The sequence below is a fragment of the Vibrio fortis genome (assembly GCF_024347475.1).
GTDB classification, from domain to species: domain Bacteria; phylum Pseudomonadota; class Gammaproteobacteria; order Enterobacterales; family Vibrionaceae; genus Vibrio; species Vibrio fortis.
Genome location: NZ_AP025487.1, coordinates 501845 through 522628, shown reverse-complemented (window position 1 = coordinate 522628; position 20784 = coordinate 501845). Strand labels below are relative to the sequence as shown.

Sequence of the window (20784 nt, the reverse complement as noted above, 5' to 3'; positions counted from 1 at the left end):
GTTGTGAAAGGCTTCACTCGCGATTGGGACATAAGCTGAGGCTTCGGCACTGTAGTGATACATGCCAAAGGAACCCGCAGTCTCAACTGCAAGCAATCAAGGAAATGATCGAATGAATCAGGAATCTCGCTCGCTTTATGACCGCGAGCATGAACACTCCAGCTGTGGGGTGGGCTTCATCACCGATAAAACTGGTGAACAGACCCATCAATTGCTGTCTCTGGCCCACCAAGCTCTGTGTACTATTCCACACCGTGGAGGTATGAATGCAGAAGGTATTGGTGATGGCGCAGGGGTCAACATTGACCTGTCGATTAACTTTTACCGTCATCTACTCAAGACCTCAAACCTTGAGTCTGGAGACTTTGGTGTAGCGAACTTCTTCTTTCCTTTCAATCGCGAACACCACGCTCAAGCAAAACAACTCATAGAAGAAAACCTATCTAAATATCAATTAGATATTGCCCTATGGCGCGAAGTGCCTATCGATCCATCTGCCGTCAATGATGCATCACGTCAAGTACAGCAATCGATCCAGCAAGTGGTCTTTTTGAATGGTGATTTGTCTCGCAATGCTGATCTTTTCGAACACCAAATCAACCTAGCATTAGGTGAGATTGAATCTGTCGGCTTTACCGATGATGCTTTATCCGGTTTTTATCCACTATCGATGAGCTCAAAAACTCAGGTTTACAAAGGACGCCTAAATTCATGGGAAGTTGTGCCCTACTTTAGTGACCTCAGCCACCCTGAGCATCACATCACAACCCTATTCTTTCACACACGTTTTTCGACCAATACTGCACCAGCCACCATGATGGCTCAGCCTTTCCGTCGCATGGCGCACAACGGTGAATTGAACACCGATAAGAAAAACCGACTCAGTGAAGATGCCATCGCTCGTCAACAAAAGAAACGAGTGATCTTTCCAAAAGGTCAGTCAGATTCTGCTCGACTCGATCAAACATTGGCACGTCGCGTGGTGGAAGATGAGCTAGACATCGTTACCGCTGTATTGGCAATGATGCCACCAGCTTGGGAAAACGACGAACGACTCTCGCCTGAAGTGAAAGCGATGCTTGAGTACTTCAGTCTTTCGGAAGAGAAAAACGATGGTCCTGCAGCACTGATATTTTCTGACGGCCAAAAAGTCGGAGCTCGATTAGATCGATTGGGGCTGCGTCCACTGCGTAGTGTTGAAACCGACCGTTACCTTGCAGTGATGAGTGAAGCGGGTCAGATTGACTTTCCTGCAGAAGAGATTGTGCGCTTTGGCCGAATTCAAGCCGGTGGAATGATCTACTTCGATCATGCGACAGGACGCAGCTACGAGACCAACGAGATCCTAGAAACCTTGGCTAAAGAGCGTAACTATAGTGCTCTACTTGAGTCAGCTCGTATTACCCTTGGCGATCTTGAGACAGCATCTTTAGATAACGTAACTGAGAATGAAAACTTCAGCGCCTACAGTCGTCATGTCGCCTACTCTCTGAACCAAGAGAGCTTTAAGTTCTTCCTTGATCCTATGATCGAGCATGGTGCCGAGAAGATCACCGCAATGGGCTTTGGCCTTGCCCCAAACGTACTGACCGATGAAGAAGGTGGCATGTCCAAGTACTTCAGCCAACGTTTTGCACAGGTCACCAACCCACCTCTCGACTCTTTGCGTGAATCAGATGGCATGACACTGCGTGTTGCGCTGGGCGCCAAACCTAACTTCAGCCCTAGCGAAACCGTACAATTGGTTCTTAACTCTCCAATTCTACAGCCTCAACAACTTGAACAGATTTTCTCGCAAGATCGAATCAAAGTTGAAACATTTGATGCCCTTTTCAATCCAACATTGAACAGCCGAGAAGATAACGCCGCACGCGTTGCTGAAGCGCTCACGGAACTCTGTGACCAGATTCAGGCTTCGGTAGAAAACGGCACCAATATTGTCGTATTGAGCGACAAACAGATTGGCAATGGCAAGGCTGCACTGCCAGCAATTCTTGTTGCAACAGCCGTCAACCAAAGACTTATTAAGCGTGGTCTGCGTTTCGATGCAAGCGTGATTTACCAAACGGGTCAGGCAGCAAGTAGCCATGACATCGCCTGTCTATTAGGTTTTGGTATCTCAGCCGTCTGCCCAATCTCTGTCTACCACCGAGCGAAAACACTGTGTAACAACCAATCGATTGAACAAGGATTAAAGAACTTCCAGAAAGCCTGTGAAAAATCCTTGATGAAGACCATGGGTAAATTTGGCCTTTGTACGGTAGAGAGTTATATCGGTGGTGAGTTCTTCGAGTCTAACTTCTTGGATACCGATTCAGAACAACTCATCAGTTTCTTCCCGAATATCAGCTCGCCAGTTGGCGGTGCACAGTTTGATGATCTCGCGTGGAGCTCAGCAAAGTGGCACTTTAAAGCCCTAGCGATCAACGAAGAGAATCAAATTCCACTACTGGGACTATTTAAAGAGCGTCAAGATGGTGCGGGCCACAGCTTCGGTAATACTGCGGTTCGTGAGTACATCAACATGACGCAGGAAGAGGTGCGCTACGTTGACCCAGTTGCTGAGCAAGCCCTCGAATCCACCGTCGCCACCAGCGAAGACATCGCATACAAGCAGACCGGTTATGAAAAACTCAGCCCTGAAGAGATCGATAAGTTCCAAGTAACGCCTGCTTATCGTGCCTTTGCTGACAACTTGTACCGTGAGCGTGAAACTCGCCCGGCAACACTGCGCGATATCTTACTACTACCACTGAACTTCAATCAGGCTCAAAGTGCTGATGAGTTCTCTCACTTGCTGGATCGTTTCCATTTTGAAGGGAATGTGAACTACTTGTGGTCAGGTTTAGAGGTTCAAGCCTCTTCTAAAGAGTCGAATCAATTCGTCCTAACACTGAACAACCGTGAACTCACTAACTCACTTAGAATTGCGATTGAAACAACGTGGTCAGAAAAAATTGAACATGTCGCTGTGGTTGGAGACTCGATAGAGCTCACCACGAAACCTGTTCTTGAAAGCTTTTTGTCTCGCGTGAAATCGACCAAGCCGCCAATTGCGCTTGAACAGGTCGAACCCGCTCACCTTATTACACCAGCCTTTGCTTCAGGCGCAATGAGCCACGGCGCCCTAAATGCCAATGCTCACCAAGCCGTAGCACAAGGTACTAATATCGCAGGGGCGATGAGTAACTCAGGTGAAGGTGGCGAACACTCTTCTCGCTTCAATTCGATCAAATCGAGCAAGATTAAGCAGTTTGCTTCAGGTCGTTTCGGCGTTTGGGTTGGCTACCTAGCAGACCCACAGCTTGAGGAGATCGAAATCAAGATTGCCCAAGGGGCGAAGCCGGGTGAAGGTGGTCAGTTGCCGTCACCAAAAGTAACGGTCGAAATCGCTGCTGCGCGTGGTGGTACTCCGGGTGTGGAACTTGTCAGCCCGCCGCCACATCACGATACCTACTCGATTGAAGATTTAGGCCAGCTGATTCATGACGCCAAAGCCGCACGTGTACGTGTAATTGTTAAGCTGGTGTCGTCTGAAGGCATCGGGACTATTGCTGTTGGTGTCGCCAAAGCCGGTGCAGATATTATCAACGTGGCTGGTAACACCGGTGGTACAGGTGCAGCTGCCGTAACCAGTTTGAAGAATACTGGCCGTGCCGCTGAAATTGGTATTGCCGAAGTGCATCAAGCTCTGAGTGAAAATGGCCTGCGTGATAAAGTCACTCTGCGCTGTTCGAACGCACACCAAACCGGTATCGACGTGATTAAATCCGCCATCATGGGTGGAGACTCGTTCGAGTTCGGTACCACAGCATTGATGATGCTTAAGTGTGTAATGGCTAAGAACTGTAACGTGAAATGTCCTGCCGGCCTGACGACCAACCCAGAGTTGTATCAAGGTGACCCACGAGCCCTTGCTCAATACTTCTTAAACGTTGCCCACGAGGTTCGTGAGATCTTGGCTCGCTTGGGTTACAGCAGCTTGCAAGCTATCCGTGGTAAGAGTGAACTACTTCACCTTGCTAACCACCACAGCATTGTGGGTAAGCTCAATGTCACGGGTCTACTGCGCGAAGTCGACCTTGTTAAGGTGGCGAAGCCGGTTTACCTAGAAGCTGATTTCACGCCAGATGACAACCTTATCGAGCAGCTACTCGCTGACTACTTTGAGCAAGAAGAGCGCAACATTGTTCTGGATGCAGGTAAGCTCAACAATCGCAACAAATCGACGGGGGGCCAGCTCTCCATCGACATCGAACGTGCATTGAACTACCAAAGCAAGGCACAACAACACCCTGCAACACTCACGGCTGCCAATGGTCGTCGCTTCTTTGATGCCGAGTCCATCGTTGTGAAAAGCCACGGCAGTGCCGGTCAAAGTTACGCTGCCTTCAATAACAGTGGTCTTGTCATGGAGCATACTGGTACCTGTAACGATGGTGTCGGTAAAGGCTCAAGTGGTGGTCACATTGTGGTTCGTTCACCAAGCCAACGTAAACTAAAAGCAGGCAATAACGTCCTTATCGGCAATTTCGCACTGTTTGGCGCAACGGGTGGCCAAGCCTTTGTTCAAGGCGAAGCTGGCGACCGTTTTGCCGTGCGTAACTCAGGTGCAGTTGCGGTTGTAGAAGGCGTTGGTGACTTCTGTTGTGAATACATGACTAACGGCTCAGTGATCAACCTTGGCGGCTTTGGTAAAGGCTTCGGCAATGGTATGTCAGGCGGTATTGCTTACCAATACGACATCGATGGTCAGTTTGTAAATAGCTGTAGCGCCGATTCAGTGCTAACCGTGCCATTGATTGAGCAAAACCCGGGTTACGAAGAAGCGCTTAAATGGCACCTAGAGCAACATGTTCGTTTTACTGGTTCACTCAAAGCGCAACGTATCCTCAACGATTGGCCAACCAGCCGAACCCTGTTCACGCTCGTGGTTCCATTTGCTCTGCTCCACAGTCAACACCCAGAGAGTATTCTGACCTCTCACACCCGTAAGCAGATGCTGGAAGAGCTCATTCAGGGGCAAGCAAATAATCTGATCGAAGTAGTGCATTTTGCCTACCGTGATCAAAAAGCTCTGGCTAATGGATTGAGCCCACAATATGGCGACATGGATACACCACTCATCTGTGATTTGTTAACTCACAGTGGCGTGCTGCATCGAGCTCACCAACTCGCTAAAAACAGTGCAAGTGATGCGCAGGCTATCCAGCGTATGTTTGAGCTTAAAGATAAAAAGCTCTATGACCAGTTACTGAAAGACGTCAAAGAAGCCGTCTCTAACTACAGTGATGATGAGCTATCAGTGCTGCTCGCCAACAAGCGTATTCAAGACTACAAAGCTTCGTTAGAGAGACGCGATGTATGGGATACCCACAGCCGCGGTACAACCGTATGGATCATGGCAAGAGAGCAAGACATCAGCAAAGAGATGAAAGCGATTGAACCACTAAACCAGCGCTTAGCAACACTCTATTGCTATACCTTCGCCGATGTGATCCGCGAGCAGATCGAACAAGCAGAACAAGAAGCCCATACTCAAAATAATTGGGTCTACAGCTAGGCAACAAGCACGTTCAGCCCTATGAGCATAGTTTTGTTATGTGATTAGGGTGAGCGTGAGCAGTTAACAACGCTGTAGATTCAAATATGACGAGTATTATCGCCTAAGGGATAGGCGAAGTATTAGATAGGAAGAAAAATGAAAGTACCTCATTTGCCACAAGATATACCATTTAATGAAGACCAAAAGACTTGGTTGGCGGGCTTCTTTTCAGGCCTTCATTCACGCCTTTTGGTTAAAGAAGAGTCCGTTGTGCATGCGGAATCTAAACCTCAAGTGAAAGGACTAACCATCCTCTATGGTTCACAAACGGGTAACGCAGAGAGCGTTGCCTACGACACAGCAGAAAAAGCCAAAGAGTACGGCTTAACTGCAACCGTTCAAGATATGGATGACGTCGATGCTCAAGTCTTTGTTAAGTCATCACGTATTCTGATTGTCACCAGTACTTATGGTGAAGGAGAACACCCAGATAACGCAGAGACACTTTGGGAAACCATGAGTGGTGATAACGCACCACAACTCGCTAATACCTACTTCTCGGTTCTGGCTCTAGGTGATACCAGCTATGACGATTTCTGTCTTGCGGGTAAAGAGTGGGATGAACGACTGGTTGAGCTTGGAGCAACGCGTATTACTGACCGCGTCGATTGTGATATTGACTTTGAGCAGCCTGCAGAAGAGTGGATGATTGCAACCTTACCTGCGATTGCCGCAAAGGGCTCAGATAGTGAAACGGCATCAGGTACCTCTCCTGGTGCGAAACAGAAATCTAAGTACGGTCGTAAAAATCCTCTTCAGGCGACACTCAAGCACAAGCGTGTGCTGACTAAACAAGGATCAAGTAAAGAGATTGTGCATTATGAGCTGTCATTGGAAGGGTCTGGAGAATTCTACAAGCCGGGTGATGCTTTGAATGTCGTTCCAGAAAACCAACCAGACTTAGTCAATGCCCTGCTCGACCATTTCCAATTTAGCGGTGATGAGAAACCGTCATGGAATGGAGAAAACCACAGCCTACGTGAGTTATTCACTCGCTACCTAGATATTCGAACGCCTTCGAAAGAGCTGGTTAAAGCACTTGCTGAAGCGGCTAGCGATCACCGTGTGATCCAGATGCTAGGCAATGAGGATACCAGTGCTCTGAATGACTTCCTGTGGGGTAAAGATATCCTCGATCTTGTGAAAGCTTACCCAACGGTGTCATTGTCATTGGCTGAGATTTTATCGCTGTTAAGACCTATCGCGCCACGCGCTTACTCAATCTCATCAAGCTTAAACAATCATAACGATGAAGTTCACCTCACCATTGGCAGCGTGCGCTACAACAATGGTGAGCGAGATTATAACGGCACATGTTCAACGTGGCTTGCAGACCTTGTCGAAGAGGGTCAGAAAGTCCCTTGTTACTTTGCACCGAACAAGAACTTCGCTGTTCCGGAGGATGATAAAGCACCAATGATCATGGTGGGTCCGGGGACAGGTATCGCCCCATTCCGCGCCTTCCTTGAGGAGCGTGAAGTACAAGCCTCCCCTGGTGACAACTGGTTGATCTTCGGCGACCGTAATAGCGCTACCGATTACATCTATCAGGAAGAGATCGAAGCCCTGCAGAAAAAAGAGGTGCTTACTCGACTGGATTTGGCGTTCTCACGTGACCAAGAACAGAAAGTGTATGTACAAGATAAGATGCGCGACAACGGTGCTGAACTATTCGCTTGGTTAGAGCGTGGCGGTTACTTCTTTGTCTGTGGCGATGCCTATTATATGGCGAAAGATGTTGATAAGGCGCTGCATGAGATTGTTGTAGAACATGGCGGGTTAGATAAAGAAGGCGCCAAAGCGTACATCAATCAACTCAAGAAACAAAAACGCTACGTGCGTGATGTCTACTAGGTCATTTATCTCTAGGTCTTTGAGTTCTAGATAACACATTAAAAATAAAAGGATCTCGTTAGGGATCCTTTTTGATTTTTAGATCATATAATTAACCTACACTACCATGACGATCATGAATGGGTAAGCCGTACTATCCCATCAAAATCAAAGGAAAAAACAATGAAAAAAATCGTCTTGCTCTCTACCCTTCTTATCGGCCTTGCTGGCTGTAGCCAAGGAAATCAAACAATGGAAGATAGAACGAACAATCCGTGTGGCGACAAACCTAACTGTGTCTCAACTCAAGACACTCGTGAACAACACAATATTGCCCCGTTTACCCTTGCTGACGGCGTCAGCTTGTCTCAGATAGAAGCCGTGATCTTGCAGCAGCCAAGAACCAAAACGGCGGTTAAAAATGATGACTACTTACGTGTTGAATTTACCAGTAAGATCATGCGCTTTGTCGATGATTTAGAACTCAAAATCGAAGGCGATAACCTTTTGGTTCGTTCCGAGTCGCGCACTGGTCACTCGGACTTTGGCGTGAATCGCAAGCGCGTGGATACTCTACGAGCAGAACTTGCAAAGGCAGGGCTGATTGAGTAATCGCACCGACCATTTTGATACGAAAGAGAAGTGTGTAAGTGCTGTCGCTTGATGCTTCTCTTCCATGTTACAATTTCACTCTATTGTTAAAACAACCTTATTAAGAGACTACACATGAAAATCGGCATCATTGGCGCAATGGAGCAAGAAGTTGCGATCCTAAAATCAGCAATCACAGAGATGACAGAAGTGAAAAAAGGCGGCTGTACCTTTTTCTCTGGTCAGTTAAATGGTGTTGATGTTGTGTTACTGCAATCTGGCATTGGTAAGGTCGCTGCAGCAGTCGGTACTTCTATCCTGCTAAGCGAATACCAACCAGATGTTGTTTTAAACACTGGCTCTGCGGGCGGCTTTGATTCAACGCTGAACCTAGGCGATGTAGTTATCTCTACTGAAGTTCGTCACCACGATGCAGACGTTACAGCATTTGGTTACGAGATCGGTCAAATGGCAGGTCAACCAGCAGCATTCCAAGCAGATGCAAAGCTAATGGACGTTGCAGAGAAAGCACTAGCACAAATGGAAGATACACACGCAGTACGCGGTCTAATCTGTACTGGTGATGCTTTCGTTTGCACGGCTGAACGCCAAGAGTTCATTCGTAAGCACTTCCCTTCTGTGGTAGCGGTTGAGATGGAAGCATCTGCAATTGCTCAAGCTTGTCATCAATTCCAAGTACCATTTGTTGTTGTACGTGCAATCTCTGACGTAGCAGACAAAGAGTCACCAATGAGCTTTGAAGAGTTCCTACCGCTTGCAGCGAAGAGCTCTTCTGAGATGGTGATTAAAATGGTAGACCTACTAAAATAAGTCACTCAAGATGCAAACACTGTTTGATCAGGTATTTGCAAATGGCGTGCTCCTCGTAATGTGGGGGGCACTGCTCTTTCATTTAATTTTACCGATTCCTCACGCTGCTCACCCAGTTACTCTATGGCATAAGTTCGCTGAACTGCTCGCCGACAAAGTAAACAACAATCGCAACTACTCACAGAGCTTAATCTCTGGAACCTTAGCTTGGTTGCTGATGTGTTTTCCCGCTCTCATCCTGCTTATCGCCCTCAAACCTTTGATGTGGCAGCCGCAACTATTTGAACTTGCCCTGTTGTTACTGGCTATTGATTGGCGCAACAACGAGAAGCTAGCCAGCCAACTGATTCGAGCGCTAAGCAAAGACGATAAACCACAAGCACGCAAACTGCTCGCGCCTGTCGTTAATCGACAAACCGATACCTTGTCTACGTTAGGACTCGGAAAAGCCTCTGCCGAAACTCTGATTATGGGTTACGGTCGCAACGTCATCTGTGTGCTCTTTTGGTATGCCATTGGCGGCGGTATTGCGGCACTTATGTATCGCTTAACTGTAGAACTAGCACGTGCCTGGTCGCCAAGCCGACAACGTTTTGCTCCATTTGGTTCGAGTGTCGTTAAAGTGGTCGCCGTTTTAGAGTTTATTCCCCTACGACTGTTTGCGTTAATGATTGTGGTAGGACATAACGCAAGTAACACCTTTTCGATGATGCTGACTCAAAGCCGCTCTTGGCCACTACCGGGGCCAGCATGGCTTATCACATCCGCAGGCAACAAACTTGAACTGTCACTAGGCGGCCCAGCCATTTATGATGACGTCAAAGCAGTACGAGCAAAACTAGGTGGCCGCATTGCACCCTCTGCACTGCATTTAGCCCAACTGCAAAAAATGCTCGCTTGGCGAATATTGGCGTGGTTACTGATTCAAAGCGCTCTACTCTTGATTATTCACCAAGGGATTTAATGTGAAGTTTTCCATCTCTTTTGCAGCTGTCTCTGCACTTTCATTCTGTTTATGGCACCCCAATGCACTGGCAGAACCTCATGGCGACGCGAAGCGTGTCATCAGCCTTGCTCCTCACGCCACAGAGTTGGCTTACAGTGCAGGACTGGGTGACAACTTGATTGCTGTGAGCGAAAGAAGCGATTATCCGCCTGAGGCTGATAAGTTACCTAAAGTCGCTAACTATCAAGGAATTAAGGTTGAGAAGATCATCGCACTTCAACCCGACTTGATACTGGCTTGGCCAGCGGGAAACCCACCAAGAGAGCTTGCGAAACTCAAACAGTTTGGCTTAGAGATCTACTACTCACAAACCAAGAGCTTAGACAGTATCGCCAGCAATATTGAGCACCTTAGCCAATACTCAAGCGATCCAAAGGTTGGGCTTAACAATGCCAAAGCGTATCGAGATCAGCTTGAGCAACTCAGAGCTAAGTATCAAGACGCCGAGCCTGTACAATACTTCTACCAACTGAGTGAGAAGCCTATTATTACTGTCGCGCAAGGTCACTGGCCAAGTGAAGTGTTTGAGTTCTGCGGTGGACAAAACATCTTCGAAGATGCCGCGACCTCTTACCCACAAGTAAGCATTGAGCAAGTGGTTCTTAAAAAGCCAGAAGTTATCTTCACCTCTCGCCATGCCATTGAGAACGGCACCATGTGGAGTCATTGGGGTGAAGAGATCCCTGCAGTTGAAAAAGAGCAGATTTGGTCGCTCAATTCTGACTGGATAAATCGCCCAACAACACGAACATTGCAAGCAATCCAACAGGTGTGCGATTACTTTGATAAAGCCCGTCAAAATCGCTAACTATTTGATGCGATTTTTCGTACAATTCGCCGTATACCTGTCCCTACAATTTCAACTTTAAGAGCATCAGTATCATGGACTCCATGCTGCTTTATTTTATCGATTTATTCGGTACGGCTATTTTTGCCATCTCTGGCGTATTTGTCGCTGGCCGCTTGAAAATGGACCCATTTGGTGTCGCCGTTCTAGGCAGTGTGACTGCAATTGGTGGTGGTACTATTCGCGATATGGCGTTGGGTGCCACTCCGGTATTCTGGATCACCGATACCACTTACCTGTGGGTTATCCTTATTACCTGTCTACTTACGATGATCATCGTAAGACGCCCAAAGCGTCTCCCATGGTGGATTCTGCCTGTGTGTGATGCAATCGGTTTGGCAGTGTTTGTTGGCATTGGTGTCGAGAAATCGTTGAGCTATCAAGACTCGGCACTGGTCGCGATCATCATGGGTGTGATTACTGGCTGTGGCGGCGGTATTATCCGTGATGTATTGGCGCGTGAAGTACCGATGATCCTACGAAGCGAAGTGTACGCGACAGCGTGTATCATCGGTGGTGTATTCCATACAACGGCTTTAAGTATGGGACAAGACTCCGAAACAGCTTTCCTAGCCGGTGTCTTCTCTACCCTGTTGATTCGTCTAGGCGCGATTCGTTGGCACCTCTCTCTGCCAACATTTGCACTCAACAAATAGTGCTACCATCGCTTGATCCCAAATCGAAAAATAAAGGCTCTCCGGAGCCTTTTTTGTACCTGTCGTTCCGCTCCCCTCACTCAACCTTGCTCTGCATGAAACAAAACTAAACTAAATAAAGTTTTTTGTTTACTTAGTCATTTTTTGAACTATATTAGTAAACAAATAGCTTTATAAAGTTATTTATTTACTAATTAGAGAACACTGGAGGTTCCCATGCAGGCTTATGTTGAACACGCAAATATCACCGTCAGTAACATTGATGACGCCGTCCAATTTATCCAAACCGCGATCCCTGAATTTAAAGAGCGCCATCGTGGACAAACCAATTATCGCTGGTGCCATATCGGTACTGACGACAGCTACATAGCACTTCAAGAGGTGGTTGCAAGAGAGCAAACCGATCGCTCCCCTTATCTAGATGTAGGTATCAATCACATTGGCATCGTTGTTGATGACGTTGACCGTGTTCAGAAGCGCTTATTAGATGCTGGTTATGAACAGAACGATATCGGAGAGGACAACCCGTTTCGCAAGCGCGTCTATTTTTACGATGCAAGCGGTGTTGAGTGGGAGTTCATTGAATACCTCACACAAGATGCAGAAAACAAAAATCGCTACGAGGATTAACCCATGCGTCAGATCGGTATTGTTTTCTTCTCTAAGTGCGGTGCAACCAAAGCTGTCGCCCATGCCCTCGCGGAAGGTGTCGAGGCTCTATCTCAATCTGTCATCATGACTGAGGTATTACCCAGTGAGATTGTAGAGGGTCGCTACATCAACGAACAGAAGCTCAAGCAACTTAGCGAGTGTGATGCGATTGTATTTGGCTCTCCAACTTACATGGGAAGCCCAGCGGCGCAATTTAAGGCATTTATGGACGCCAGCAGTGAGCCTTACTGCGCTAAAGCTTGGCGTAATAAATTCGCAGCAGGCTTCACCACAGGCGGCAGTCTTAATGGAGAGCAGCAACAGACACTACTGAGCTTTTTCACACTGGCATGTCAGCATGGAATGTTATGGATTGGACTTGATGCCTCTAAGCATACTGATGATTTAGGCCTCAATCGTACTGGCTCGAACATCGGCTTGGTATCGAGTATCGATGATGGGCAGGAGAGTGTAAATGCCAATGACCTACTCACTGCGCACTACTACGGCTCCAGAATCGCAACGCTAGTTCAAGAACTGACAAGTAAAGAGTAGAGCCCAAGGTTTGATTGAGATAAGTTGGGGTTATTATTCCCAACTTTCATCAATAATCCTATGCTACTTGAAGGTATTGAAACACTGCTGGTACTCAGCAAAGCAAAAACCATGAGCCGTACTGGTAGCTTGTTGTACATCAGTCAGTCTGCAGTCAGCAAACGCATTGCTAACTTAGAAAAAAAACTCGGTAAGAAGCTCATTGAACCCAATGGGCGACAGATTAAGCTCTCTCCAGACGGCATTGCTCTTATCGAGAGTATCGGTCCTGCATTCAATGAATTGCGCGGGCTTATCTATGAACAGCAAGAGCTCGAAGATACTACGCTGATCACCTTAGATAGCTCCAAATCGTTGATTGCTGGCTACCTAGGTAAGATGATGGGCGACTTTATCCAACATGACAAATACATCACCATCACCACCAATCACACTCCAAGGATTATCGAACGAGTGCAATCAGGAAAGGCGACTCTGGGGTTGTGTGCAGGGGTGCTTCCTCCTCATCACGGGTTGATGACCTTTCATCTATTCGACGAGCCATTCTACATTGTGAGTTCGACGCGACTAGATTGTTTACCGGATCGCGTGATTACGAATGATATGACTAACCCGGCTAACAGTTATCAGTTATCACTGCTTGAGAAGTTTGGAGTTAAGCCACTAATGGAAATGGATGCTTATACCGCAGCGGCGCAACTGGCACTAGGTGGGACAGGGCCAGCGTTAATTCCACTCTCAATTGTCAAAACCCTCAACATTGCTCCTCAATATCTGTTTAGTTTTGAGGAGCTCAAAAATTTGATTCGCCCGATTCACATCTGTGTGCGACCAAATAGCTATCAATCACCACGCGTTAAAGCACTGATAGAATCCATTGTTGATGCTGTTCCCAAAGCAGTTTAGAAGCCATCAGCATTGACATCACGATCACTAAAGGGCGGATCCACTTTTGTCCTTTGGTGACCACCACCTTGGCACCCAGTTGCGCACCAATAAAGCCACCGACAGCCATGACTAAGCCAAGCTCCCAGATTGGCAGGCCAGCAATAATGAAGAAGATCAGTGCAGCGATATTCGATGTGAAATTTAGAACCTTGGTACGCGCGGTCGCATCGACTAAAGAGAAGTGACCAATTGCGACAAAACAGACGGTGAAGATAGAACCGGTGCCCGGTCCAAAGAAGCCATCATAGAACCCCACACCACCACCGACACATAACGCAAACATCGCCTCCGAGATACGTTGCTTGCCTTCGTTGGTCTTAGTTTGTGGGGCTAACAGGAAATAGAGTGAGATCGCAATCAGTAGCAGCGGGATCAAGCTAGTTAACAAACTCGCATCGAGATACTGTACCAGCTCAGCACCAATCCCAGAGCCAATAAAGGTACATAAGATGGCGAAACGCATCTCTTTGATACTCACAATACCGTTACGCACAAAGTACCAGCTTGCTGAAAAGCTACCAAAAGAGCTCTGTAGTTTATTGGTCGCCAATGCTTGAGTCGGCGGAACGCCTGCGGCCAAAAGTGCAGGGAGAGTTAACAGTCCACCACCACCAGCCATCGCATCAATAAAGCCAGCAGCTGTCGCGACAAAAAACAGTATCGCTAGAATCTCAATGGTAATGTCCATGCATATCACTCCTTTACGTTGAGAGCACAAATTACCATTGATACAAAAATGAAAACAACGAAACACGAGACAGTGACCTATTCCTTATTTTCATCAGTCAGTATCTCTCATATGTTCACGACTACAAAAAAAGGCCGCTCAGTTGAGCGGCCTTTACGACATTTATATCCGTTTAACAGCGATTATGCTTCAGAAGCTTTAACTTGAGCGTGAAGCTCTTGTACTGAAGTTACTGTTGTTTTCGCGTCAGCTGTGTGAGCCATACACGTTGCGAACGCAGCGTTTAGCGTTGTTGTGTAGTTCACTTTCTCAGCTAGAGCGCCACGACGAAGAACTTTAGAATCTTCAATCGCTTGACGACCTGCAGCCGTGTTCACGATGTAGGTGTACTCATTGTTCTTGATACGGTCAAGAATGTGAGGGCGACCTTCGTGTACCTTGTTCACTAGACGTGGGTTGATACCTGCTTCGCCAAGAATAACCGCAGTGCCGTGTGTCGCGTCTAGTTGGTAACCAAGCTTAGAAAGCTTAGATGCTAGGTCAACCACACGCTCTTTATCACCAGCGCGAACAGAAAGCAGTGCACGACCACCTTCAGGGTAAACATTGCCACAACCCAGTTCCGCTTTTGCGTATGCTTCTGCGAACGTTGCACCAACACCCATAACCTCACCTGTAGAGCGCATTTCTGGGCCTAACAGTGGGTCAACACCTGGGAATTTGTTGAACGGTAGTACTACTTCTTTAACAGAATAGTATGGTGGGATGATCTCTTTAGTGAAGCCTTGAGCCTCTAAAGATTGACCCGCCATAACACGTGCAGCAATCTTAGCGATTGGAGCACCTGTTGCTTTCGATACGAACGGTACTGTACGCGCTGCACGAGGGTTCACCTCGATTAGGTATACTTTGTTGTTCTTCACAGCAAACTGCGTGTTCATTAGACCGCGAACACCTAGCTCGAATGCTAGCTTTTCAACTTGCTCACGCATTACGTCTTGGATTTCTTGGCTTAGCGTGTATGCAGGAAGAGAACATGCTGAGTCACCAGAGTGAACACCCGCTTGCTCGATGTGCTCCATGATACCGCCGATAACCACGCGCTCACCGTCACAGATAGCATCGATATCGACTTCAACTGCGTCGTCTAGGAAGCTATCTAGTAGTACTGGAGACTCGTTTGATACGCTCACAGCTTCGTTGAAGTAGCGACGTAGGTCTTGCTCGTCGTATACGATTTCCATCGCACGACCACCAAGTACGTAAGAAGGACGTACAACCAGTGGGTAACCGATTTCACGAGATTTCTCTACCGCTTGCTCCATCGTCGTTACTGTCGCGTTTTCTGGCTGTAGAAGACCTAGGCGGTCAACAGCGACTTGGAAACGCTCACGGTCTTCTGCACGGTCAATTGCGTCAGGGCTAGTACCGATGATTGGCACGCCAGCCGCTTCAAGTGCGCGAGCCAGTTTAAGTGGTGTTTGACCACCGTACTGAACGATAACGCCTTTTGGCTTCTCAACGCGAGCGATTGCTAGTACGTCTTCCAGTGTTACTGGTTCGAAGTACAGACGGTCAGACGTGTCGTAGTCAGTAGAAACTGTCTCAGGGTTACAGTTAACCATGATAGTTTCGTAGCCATCTTCACGTAGTGCTAGTGATGCGTGTACACAACAGTAGTCAAATTCGATACCTTGGCCGATACGGTTTGGACCGCCGCCTAGAATCATAATCTTATCTTTTTCTGTTGGGTTCGCTTCACACTCTTCATCGTAAGATGAGTACATGTAAGCTGTATCAGAAGAGAACTCAGCCGCACACGTATCAACACGCTTGTACACAGGGTGAATATCGTATTGGTCGCGCAGACGACGGATTTCGCTCTCAGCAACACCTAGAATCTTAGATAGGCGAGCATCAGCAAAACCTTTACGCTTCAGTTTGTTAAGCTCTTCTTTGTTCAGACCAGCAAAGCCTTTCGCTTTAAGATCTTGCTCAAGCTTAACGATGTCTTCGATTTGAACTAGGAACCAACGGTCGATTTGCGTTAGGTTGAATACGCCATCTACTGACATACCTGCACGGAACGCATCCGCGATGTACCAAATACGCTCTGCGCCTGCTTCTTTTAGTTCGTGACGGATAGTCGTTAGTGCATCTGGCGCATCTAGGTCAACCATTTCGTCAAAGCCAGTCGCGCCAACTTCTAGGCCGCGAAGTGCTTTTTGTAGAGATTCTTGCTGGTTACGGCCGATAGCCATAACTTCACCAACTGACTTCATTTGCGTCGTTAGACGGTCGTTAGCACCTGCAAATTTCTCGAAGTTAAAACGAGGAATCTTAGTTACTACGTAGTCGATAGTTGGTTCGAATGATGCTGGAGTTGCGCCACCCGTGATGTCGTTCATTAGCTCGTCTAGTGTGAAGCCAACAGCCAGTTTCGCTGCAATCTTAGCGATTGGGAAACCAGTTGCTTTAGAAGCTAGAGCAGAAGAGCGAGATACACGTGGGTTCATCTCGATGATAACCATGCGGCCATCTTTCGGGTTGATACCAAACTGTACGTTAGAACCACCAGTTTCAACACCAATCTCACGCAGTACCGCTAGAGAAGCGTTACGCATCAATTGGTACTCTTTGTCTGTTAGAGTCTGTGCTGGTGCAACCGTGATTGAGTCACCGGTGTGGATACCCATTGGGTCGAAGTTTTCAATCGCACATACGATGATGCAGTTGTCGTTCTTATCACGAACGACTTCCATCTCGTACTCTTTCCAACCGATAAGAGATTCATCGATTAGAAGTTCGTTTGTTGGAGAAAGGTCTAAACCGCGACGACAGATCTCTTCGAACTCTTCTTTGTTGTATGCGATACCACCGCCAGTACCACCCATAGTGAATGATGGACGGATGATACAAGGGAAGCCAACCATATCTAGAACAGCGTAAGCTTCTTCCATGGTTTTCGCAGTGTCAGCACGTGGACACTCAAGGCCGATAGACTTCATCGCCTTATCGAAACGAGAACGGTCTTCTGCTTTATCGATAGCGTCAGCCGTTGCACCGATCATCTCTACACCAAACTCTTCAAGAACACCGTATTTCTCTAGGTCTAGTGCACAGTTAAGTGCTGTTTGGCCACCCATCGTAGGTAGAACTGCATCTGGCTTCTCTTTCGCAATGATGTTGCGAACAACTTCCCATTGGATTGGCTCGATGTAAGTTGCATCAGCCATGTCTGGGTCAGTCATGATGGTCGCTGGGTTCGAGTTAACTAGAATAACTCGGTAACCTTCTTCGCGAAGCGCTTTACAAGCTTGAGCACCAGAGTAATCGAACTCACATGCTTGGCCGATAACGATCGGGCCAGCACCTAGAATTAGAATACTTTTAATGTCAGTACGTTTTGGCATTGTCTACTACTCCGAATTACGCTGTGTGCTGTTTAATTAGTTCAATGAAGTGGTCGAAAAGCGGTGCCGCATCTTCTGGACCTGGGCTCGCTTCTGGGTGACCTTGGAAGCTGAATGCTGGCTTATCTGTGCGGTGGATACCTTGCAGAGAACCATCAAATAGCGACTTGTGCGTTGCACGTAGATTTTCAGGCAGCGTCTCTTCATCTGCAGCAAAACCGTGGTTTTGTGAAGTGATCATCACAACATCACGATCTAAATCTTTAACTGGGTGGTTTGCACCGTGGTGACCAAACTTCATCTTCACCGTCTTCGCACCAGAAGCTAGCGCTAGGATTTGGTGGCCAAGACAGATACCGAAGATTGGTAGGCCTTTCTCTAGGAATACTTTTGTCGCTTCAATCGCGTAAGTACATGGTTCTGGGTCACCAGGGCCATTTGAAAGGAAAACACCGTCTGGGTTCAGTGCTAGAACTTCTTCCGCTGATGTTTCAGCAGGAACAACCGTTAGGCGACAGCCGCGGTCAACAAGCATGCGAAGGATGTTGCGTTTTGCACCGAAGTCATAGGCAACAACGTGATATGGCAATTCTGAGTCTGCTTTCGCTTCAGGAAGTCCACCCGTAAGCGTCCACGAACCCTGTTTCCATTGATACGCTTCTTTTGTTGTAACTTCTTTCGCAAGGTCCATACCTTTTAGGCCAGGGAATTCTTTAGCCTTAGCCAGCGCTAGAGCCTCGTCGATGTTGTTACCCGCTACGATACAACCGTTTTGAGCACCCTTCTCGCGAAGAATACGCGTCAGCTTACGAGTATCGATATCAGCGATACCAACAACGTTTTGCGACTTTAGGTAATCAGAAAGGGATTGTTCATTACGGAAGTTAGAAGCGATAAGAGGGAGATCGCGAATCACAAGGCCTTGAGAGTGGATTGAAGAGGATTCTTCGTCTTCGGAATTGGTTCCGGTATTGCCAATGTGAGGGTAAGTAAGCGTTACAATTTGTTGAGAATAGGAAGGATCAGTGAGGATTTCTTGGTACCCCGTCATCGAGGTATTAAAAACGACTTCACCAACAGCAGAACCGTCTGCGCCAATGGATTCACCGTGGAATACTGTCCCATCTTCTAGGACTAGCAATGCTGACTTTTTCAAGACAACCTCCAGAAATAAAAATGCATTAAAATTGATTTAATTTGCAAATCTACCTTCCTGCAACACCCAAAACTGCGTGTTTATGGAAATTAGACAAATTGGCGGTATTTTAGTGATGCCCGTGATATGTGTCAACATTTAACGCAAAAGAAATTAAACATTTGTAGCCACTTATCCAACTTTCTCTTTTAAAGCTTCAAAAGTACTAGTTTTATAGGGGTAAGACGGGGAAATTAAGATTTTTTCAACTATCGGTGTCATTTCACTTTAAGTTAGAGTGATAGAAATATTGATAAGAAAGCGCAAACGTTAAATAAGAATAGGAAACAACAAATAAAGGAAGACTCAAACAAAAAACAACCAAAACACGATAAAAAACACAAGAAACCAAGCGTATTTCCACTAGCTTAGTTAAGTTTAATTATCATTAGAGTTGGCTAAATAAACAAAGCGCCGGCAATCGCCAGCGCATAATTATCTATTTATAGCTCATTCAAACCAAGCACATCTGTCATGGTATAAAAGCCTGCAGGCTTGCTATCTAACCAAACCGCAGCCTTGATAGCACCGTTAGCAAAGGTCATGCGATCCGTTGCCTTGTGGGTAATTTCGACACGTTCACCGATATCGGCAAACATCGCCGTGTGCTCACCAATAATGTCGCCGGCACGAATCGTCGCAAAGCCGATCTCATCTTTAGTTCGCTCACCAGTAATACCTTCACGAGCCCATACTGCAACATCGTTCAGTTCATTACCCATCGCCCCAGCAATCGCTTCACCCATTCCAATCGCAGTACCTGATGGTGCATCGACTTTGTGACGATGGTGCGCTTCAACAATTTCAACATCACAATAGTCGCCCATCACCTTGGCCGCTTTTTCAAGAAGCTTAAACACAAGGTTAACGCCGACACTGTAATTAGGCGCCATAACAATTGGCATCTCTTTTGATGCAGCAGCGATAACTTGTTTCTCTTCTTCCGAGAAACCGGTTGTACCAATCACAAGTTTTTTGCCATGCGTTTTACACAGCTCGATGTTCGCGAGAGTGCTTACTGGGGCAGTAAAGTCGACAATCACATCAAACTCTTCCACCACTTTTGCTAGATCATCGACCAGAGCAACCTCAAAACGACCTTCACCACACAGCTCACCGATATCGACACCGACCAGCGATGACTCCGGGCGCTCTGAACCAGCACCAACCGTCGCATCTTTGTTGTGGTGAGTAGCTTTCACCAAGTTACGGCCCATGCGACCTGCTGCTCCTGCAATTGCAATTCTTACCACTGCATCTATCTCCATTGTTTGGTTTGCCCCCTGCGCACACTCGCAGAGCGACTCAAGTTCACTATCTCTTTAAACTAACAACAATCTCAGACTCAGGCTAGCCCTTACGAGTACTCTTTTACTACACGCTGTAAAATCGGCACGTTTGCTTCTGGGAATTCGTAGTTTGGCAAAGCTTCAATGGCAACCCACTGCCCTTGTTGTCCTTCTTTGCCATAAGGCTCCTGCTCGAAAGCAGTAACACAGATGAAATCAAACTTGAGAGACTTTTCTGGATAGTCAAACTCTAGGTGTTCAAACAAGCTCTGCTCAGTAACCGTAATACCAATTTCCTCATTGAGCTCACGCACCATGGCTTGTTCAATAGTCTCGCCCTCTTCAACCTTGCCACCGGGAAATTCCCAAAATCCACCTTTGTGCTTATCACTCGGGCGCTTAGTAATAAAGATTTCCGATTTATCCTGATTAAAGATAATGCCCGCTACAATATGAATTCTTTTCATTGATGGTGTTCCTTTCTATATCCGGTATCGCCAACTCAACCATGAAAAACGTCATCCCCAAGAAGGAGGAACGACTGAGTTGGGGATCTAATACGACAACATTAAGCCGAATAACCAAACAAGATTCCCTACTGCGCTCGTTCCTCGCTATAGGGAATAACGGTTCAGCTATCACTCAAAGGGCTTAACGACTAAATTCACATACAAAA

The 20784-nt window shown here is 47.0% G+C and carries 15 protein-coding genes; 10 read left to right on the top strand and 5 right to left on the bottom strand.

Going from position 1 to position 20784, the window contains the following annotated elements:
• Window positions 1-112 precede the first annotated feature (112 nt).
• From OCV50_RS02335 to OCV50_RS02290, 10 genes are all read left to right on the top strand, one after another.
• Entirely contained in the window at window positions 113-5563 is a 5451-nt protein-coding gene (locus OCV50_RS02335) for a glutamate synthase-related protein (protein ID WP_261903607.1), read from the top strand.
• 138 nt (window positions 5564-5701) lie between these two features.
• Complete coding sequence (locus OCV50_RS02330) at window positions 5702-7459, top strand: diflavin oxidoreductase (RefSeq protein WP_261903606.1); 1758 nt, start codon at window positions 5702-5704, stop codon at window positions 7457-7459.
• A 162-nt stretch (window positions 7460-7621) separates the two neighbouring features.
• On the top strand, window positions 7622-8050 hold the full coding sequence (locus tag OCV50_RS02325) for a DUF1499 domain-containing protein (protein ID WP_239841576.1): 429 nt from the start codon (window positions 7622-7624) through the stop codon (window positions 8048-8050).
• Window positions 8051-8164: 114 nt separating this feature from the next.
• Window positions 8165-8860 (top strand): 5'-methylthioadenosine/S-adenosylhomocysteine nucleosidase, encoded by a 696-nt coding sequence (gene mtnN, locus OCV50_RS02320; protein WP_239841577.1) that lies wholly within the window; start codon window positions 8165-8167, stop codon window positions 8858-8860.
• Window positions 8861-8870: 10 nt separating this feature from the next.
• Window positions 8871-9824, top strand: coding sequence for a cobalamin biosynthesis family protein (locus OCV50_RS02315; protein ID WP_261903605.1), 954 nt, complete (start codon window positions 8871-8873; stop codon window positions 9822-9824).
• Between the two features lies 1 nt (window position 9825).
• The gene (btuF, locus tag OCV50_RS02310) at window positions 9826-10674 is read left to right on the top strand and encodes a vitamin B12 ABC transporter substrate-binding protein BtuF (protein ID WP_261903604.1); all 849 of its coding nucleotides are present in this window, start codon (window positions 9826-9828) and stop codon (window positions 10672-10674) included.
• A 74-nt stretch (window positions 10675-10748) separates the two neighbouring features.
• On the top strand, window positions 10749-11369 hold the full coding sequence (locus OCV50_RS02305) for a TRIC cation channel family protein (RefSeq protein WP_239841581.1): 621 nt from the start codon (window positions 10749-10751) through the stop codon (window positions 11367-11369).
• A 216-nt stretch (window positions 11370-11585) separates the two neighbouring features.
• On the top strand, window positions 11586-11999 hold the full coding sequence (locus OCV50_RS02300) for a VOC family protein (protein ID WP_261903603.1): 414 nt from the start codon (window positions 11586-11588) through the stop codon (window positions 11997-11999).
• Between the two features lie 3 nt (window positions 12000-12002).
• Complete coding sequence (locus OCV50_RS02295) at window positions 12003-12575, top strand: flavodoxin family protein (protein ID WP_261903602.1); 573 nt, start codon at window positions 12003-12005, stop codon at window positions 12573-12575.
• Between the two features lie 60 nt (window positions 12576-12635).
• Window positions 12636-13481, top strand: a complete 846-nt coding sequence (locus OCV50_RS02290; RefSeq protein WP_261904109.1) for a LysR family transcriptional regulator — start codon at window positions 12636-12638, stop codon at window positions 13479-13481.
• Here OCV50_RS02290 and OCV50_RS02285 read toward each other — a convergent pair.
• The 5 genes from OCV50_RS02285 to mutT form a co-directional block, all read right to left on the bottom strand.
• The gene (locus OCV50_RS02285) at window positions 13432-14211 is read right to left on the bottom strand and encodes a TSUP family transporter (RefSeq protein WP_261903601.1); all 780 of its coding nucleotides are present in this window, start codon (window positions 14209-14211) and stop codon (window positions 13432-13434) included. The genes OCV50_RS02290 and OCV50_RS02285 overlap by 50 nt on opposite strands.
• Before the next feature lie 182 nt (window positions 14212-14393).
• Entirely contained in the window at window positions 14394-17624 is a 3231-nt protein-coding gene (gene carB / locus OCV50_RS02280; protein WP_261903600.1) for a carbamoyl-phosphate synthase large subunit, read from the bottom strand.
• A 16-nt stretch (window positions 17625-17640) separates the two neighbouring features.
• Window positions 17641-18780 carry a glutamine-hydrolyzing carbamoyl-phosphate synthase small subunit gene (carA, locus tag OCV50_RS02275; RefSeq protein ID WP_261903599.1) on the bottom strand — a complete coding sequence of 380 codons (1140 nt, stop codon included), beginning with the start codon at window positions 18778-18780 and terminating at the stop codon, window positions 17641-17643.
• Between the two features lie 482 nt (window positions 18781-19262).
• Window positions 19263-20087 (bottom strand): 4-hydroxy-tetrahydrodipicolinate reductase, encoded by an 825-nt coding sequence (gene dapB, locus OCV50_RS02270; protein ID WP_239841586.1) that lies wholly within the window; start codon window positions 20085-20087, stop codon window positions 19263-19265.
• A gap of 89 nt (window positions 20088-20176) precedes the next feature.
• On the bottom strand, window positions 20177-20575 hold the full coding sequence (gene mutT, locus OCV50_RS02265; RefSeq protein WP_261903598.1) for an 8-oxo-dGTP diphosphatase MutT: 399 nt from the start codon (window positions 20573-20575) through the stop codon (window positions 20177-20179).
• Between the last annotated feature and the right edge of the window lie 209 nt (window positions 20576-20784).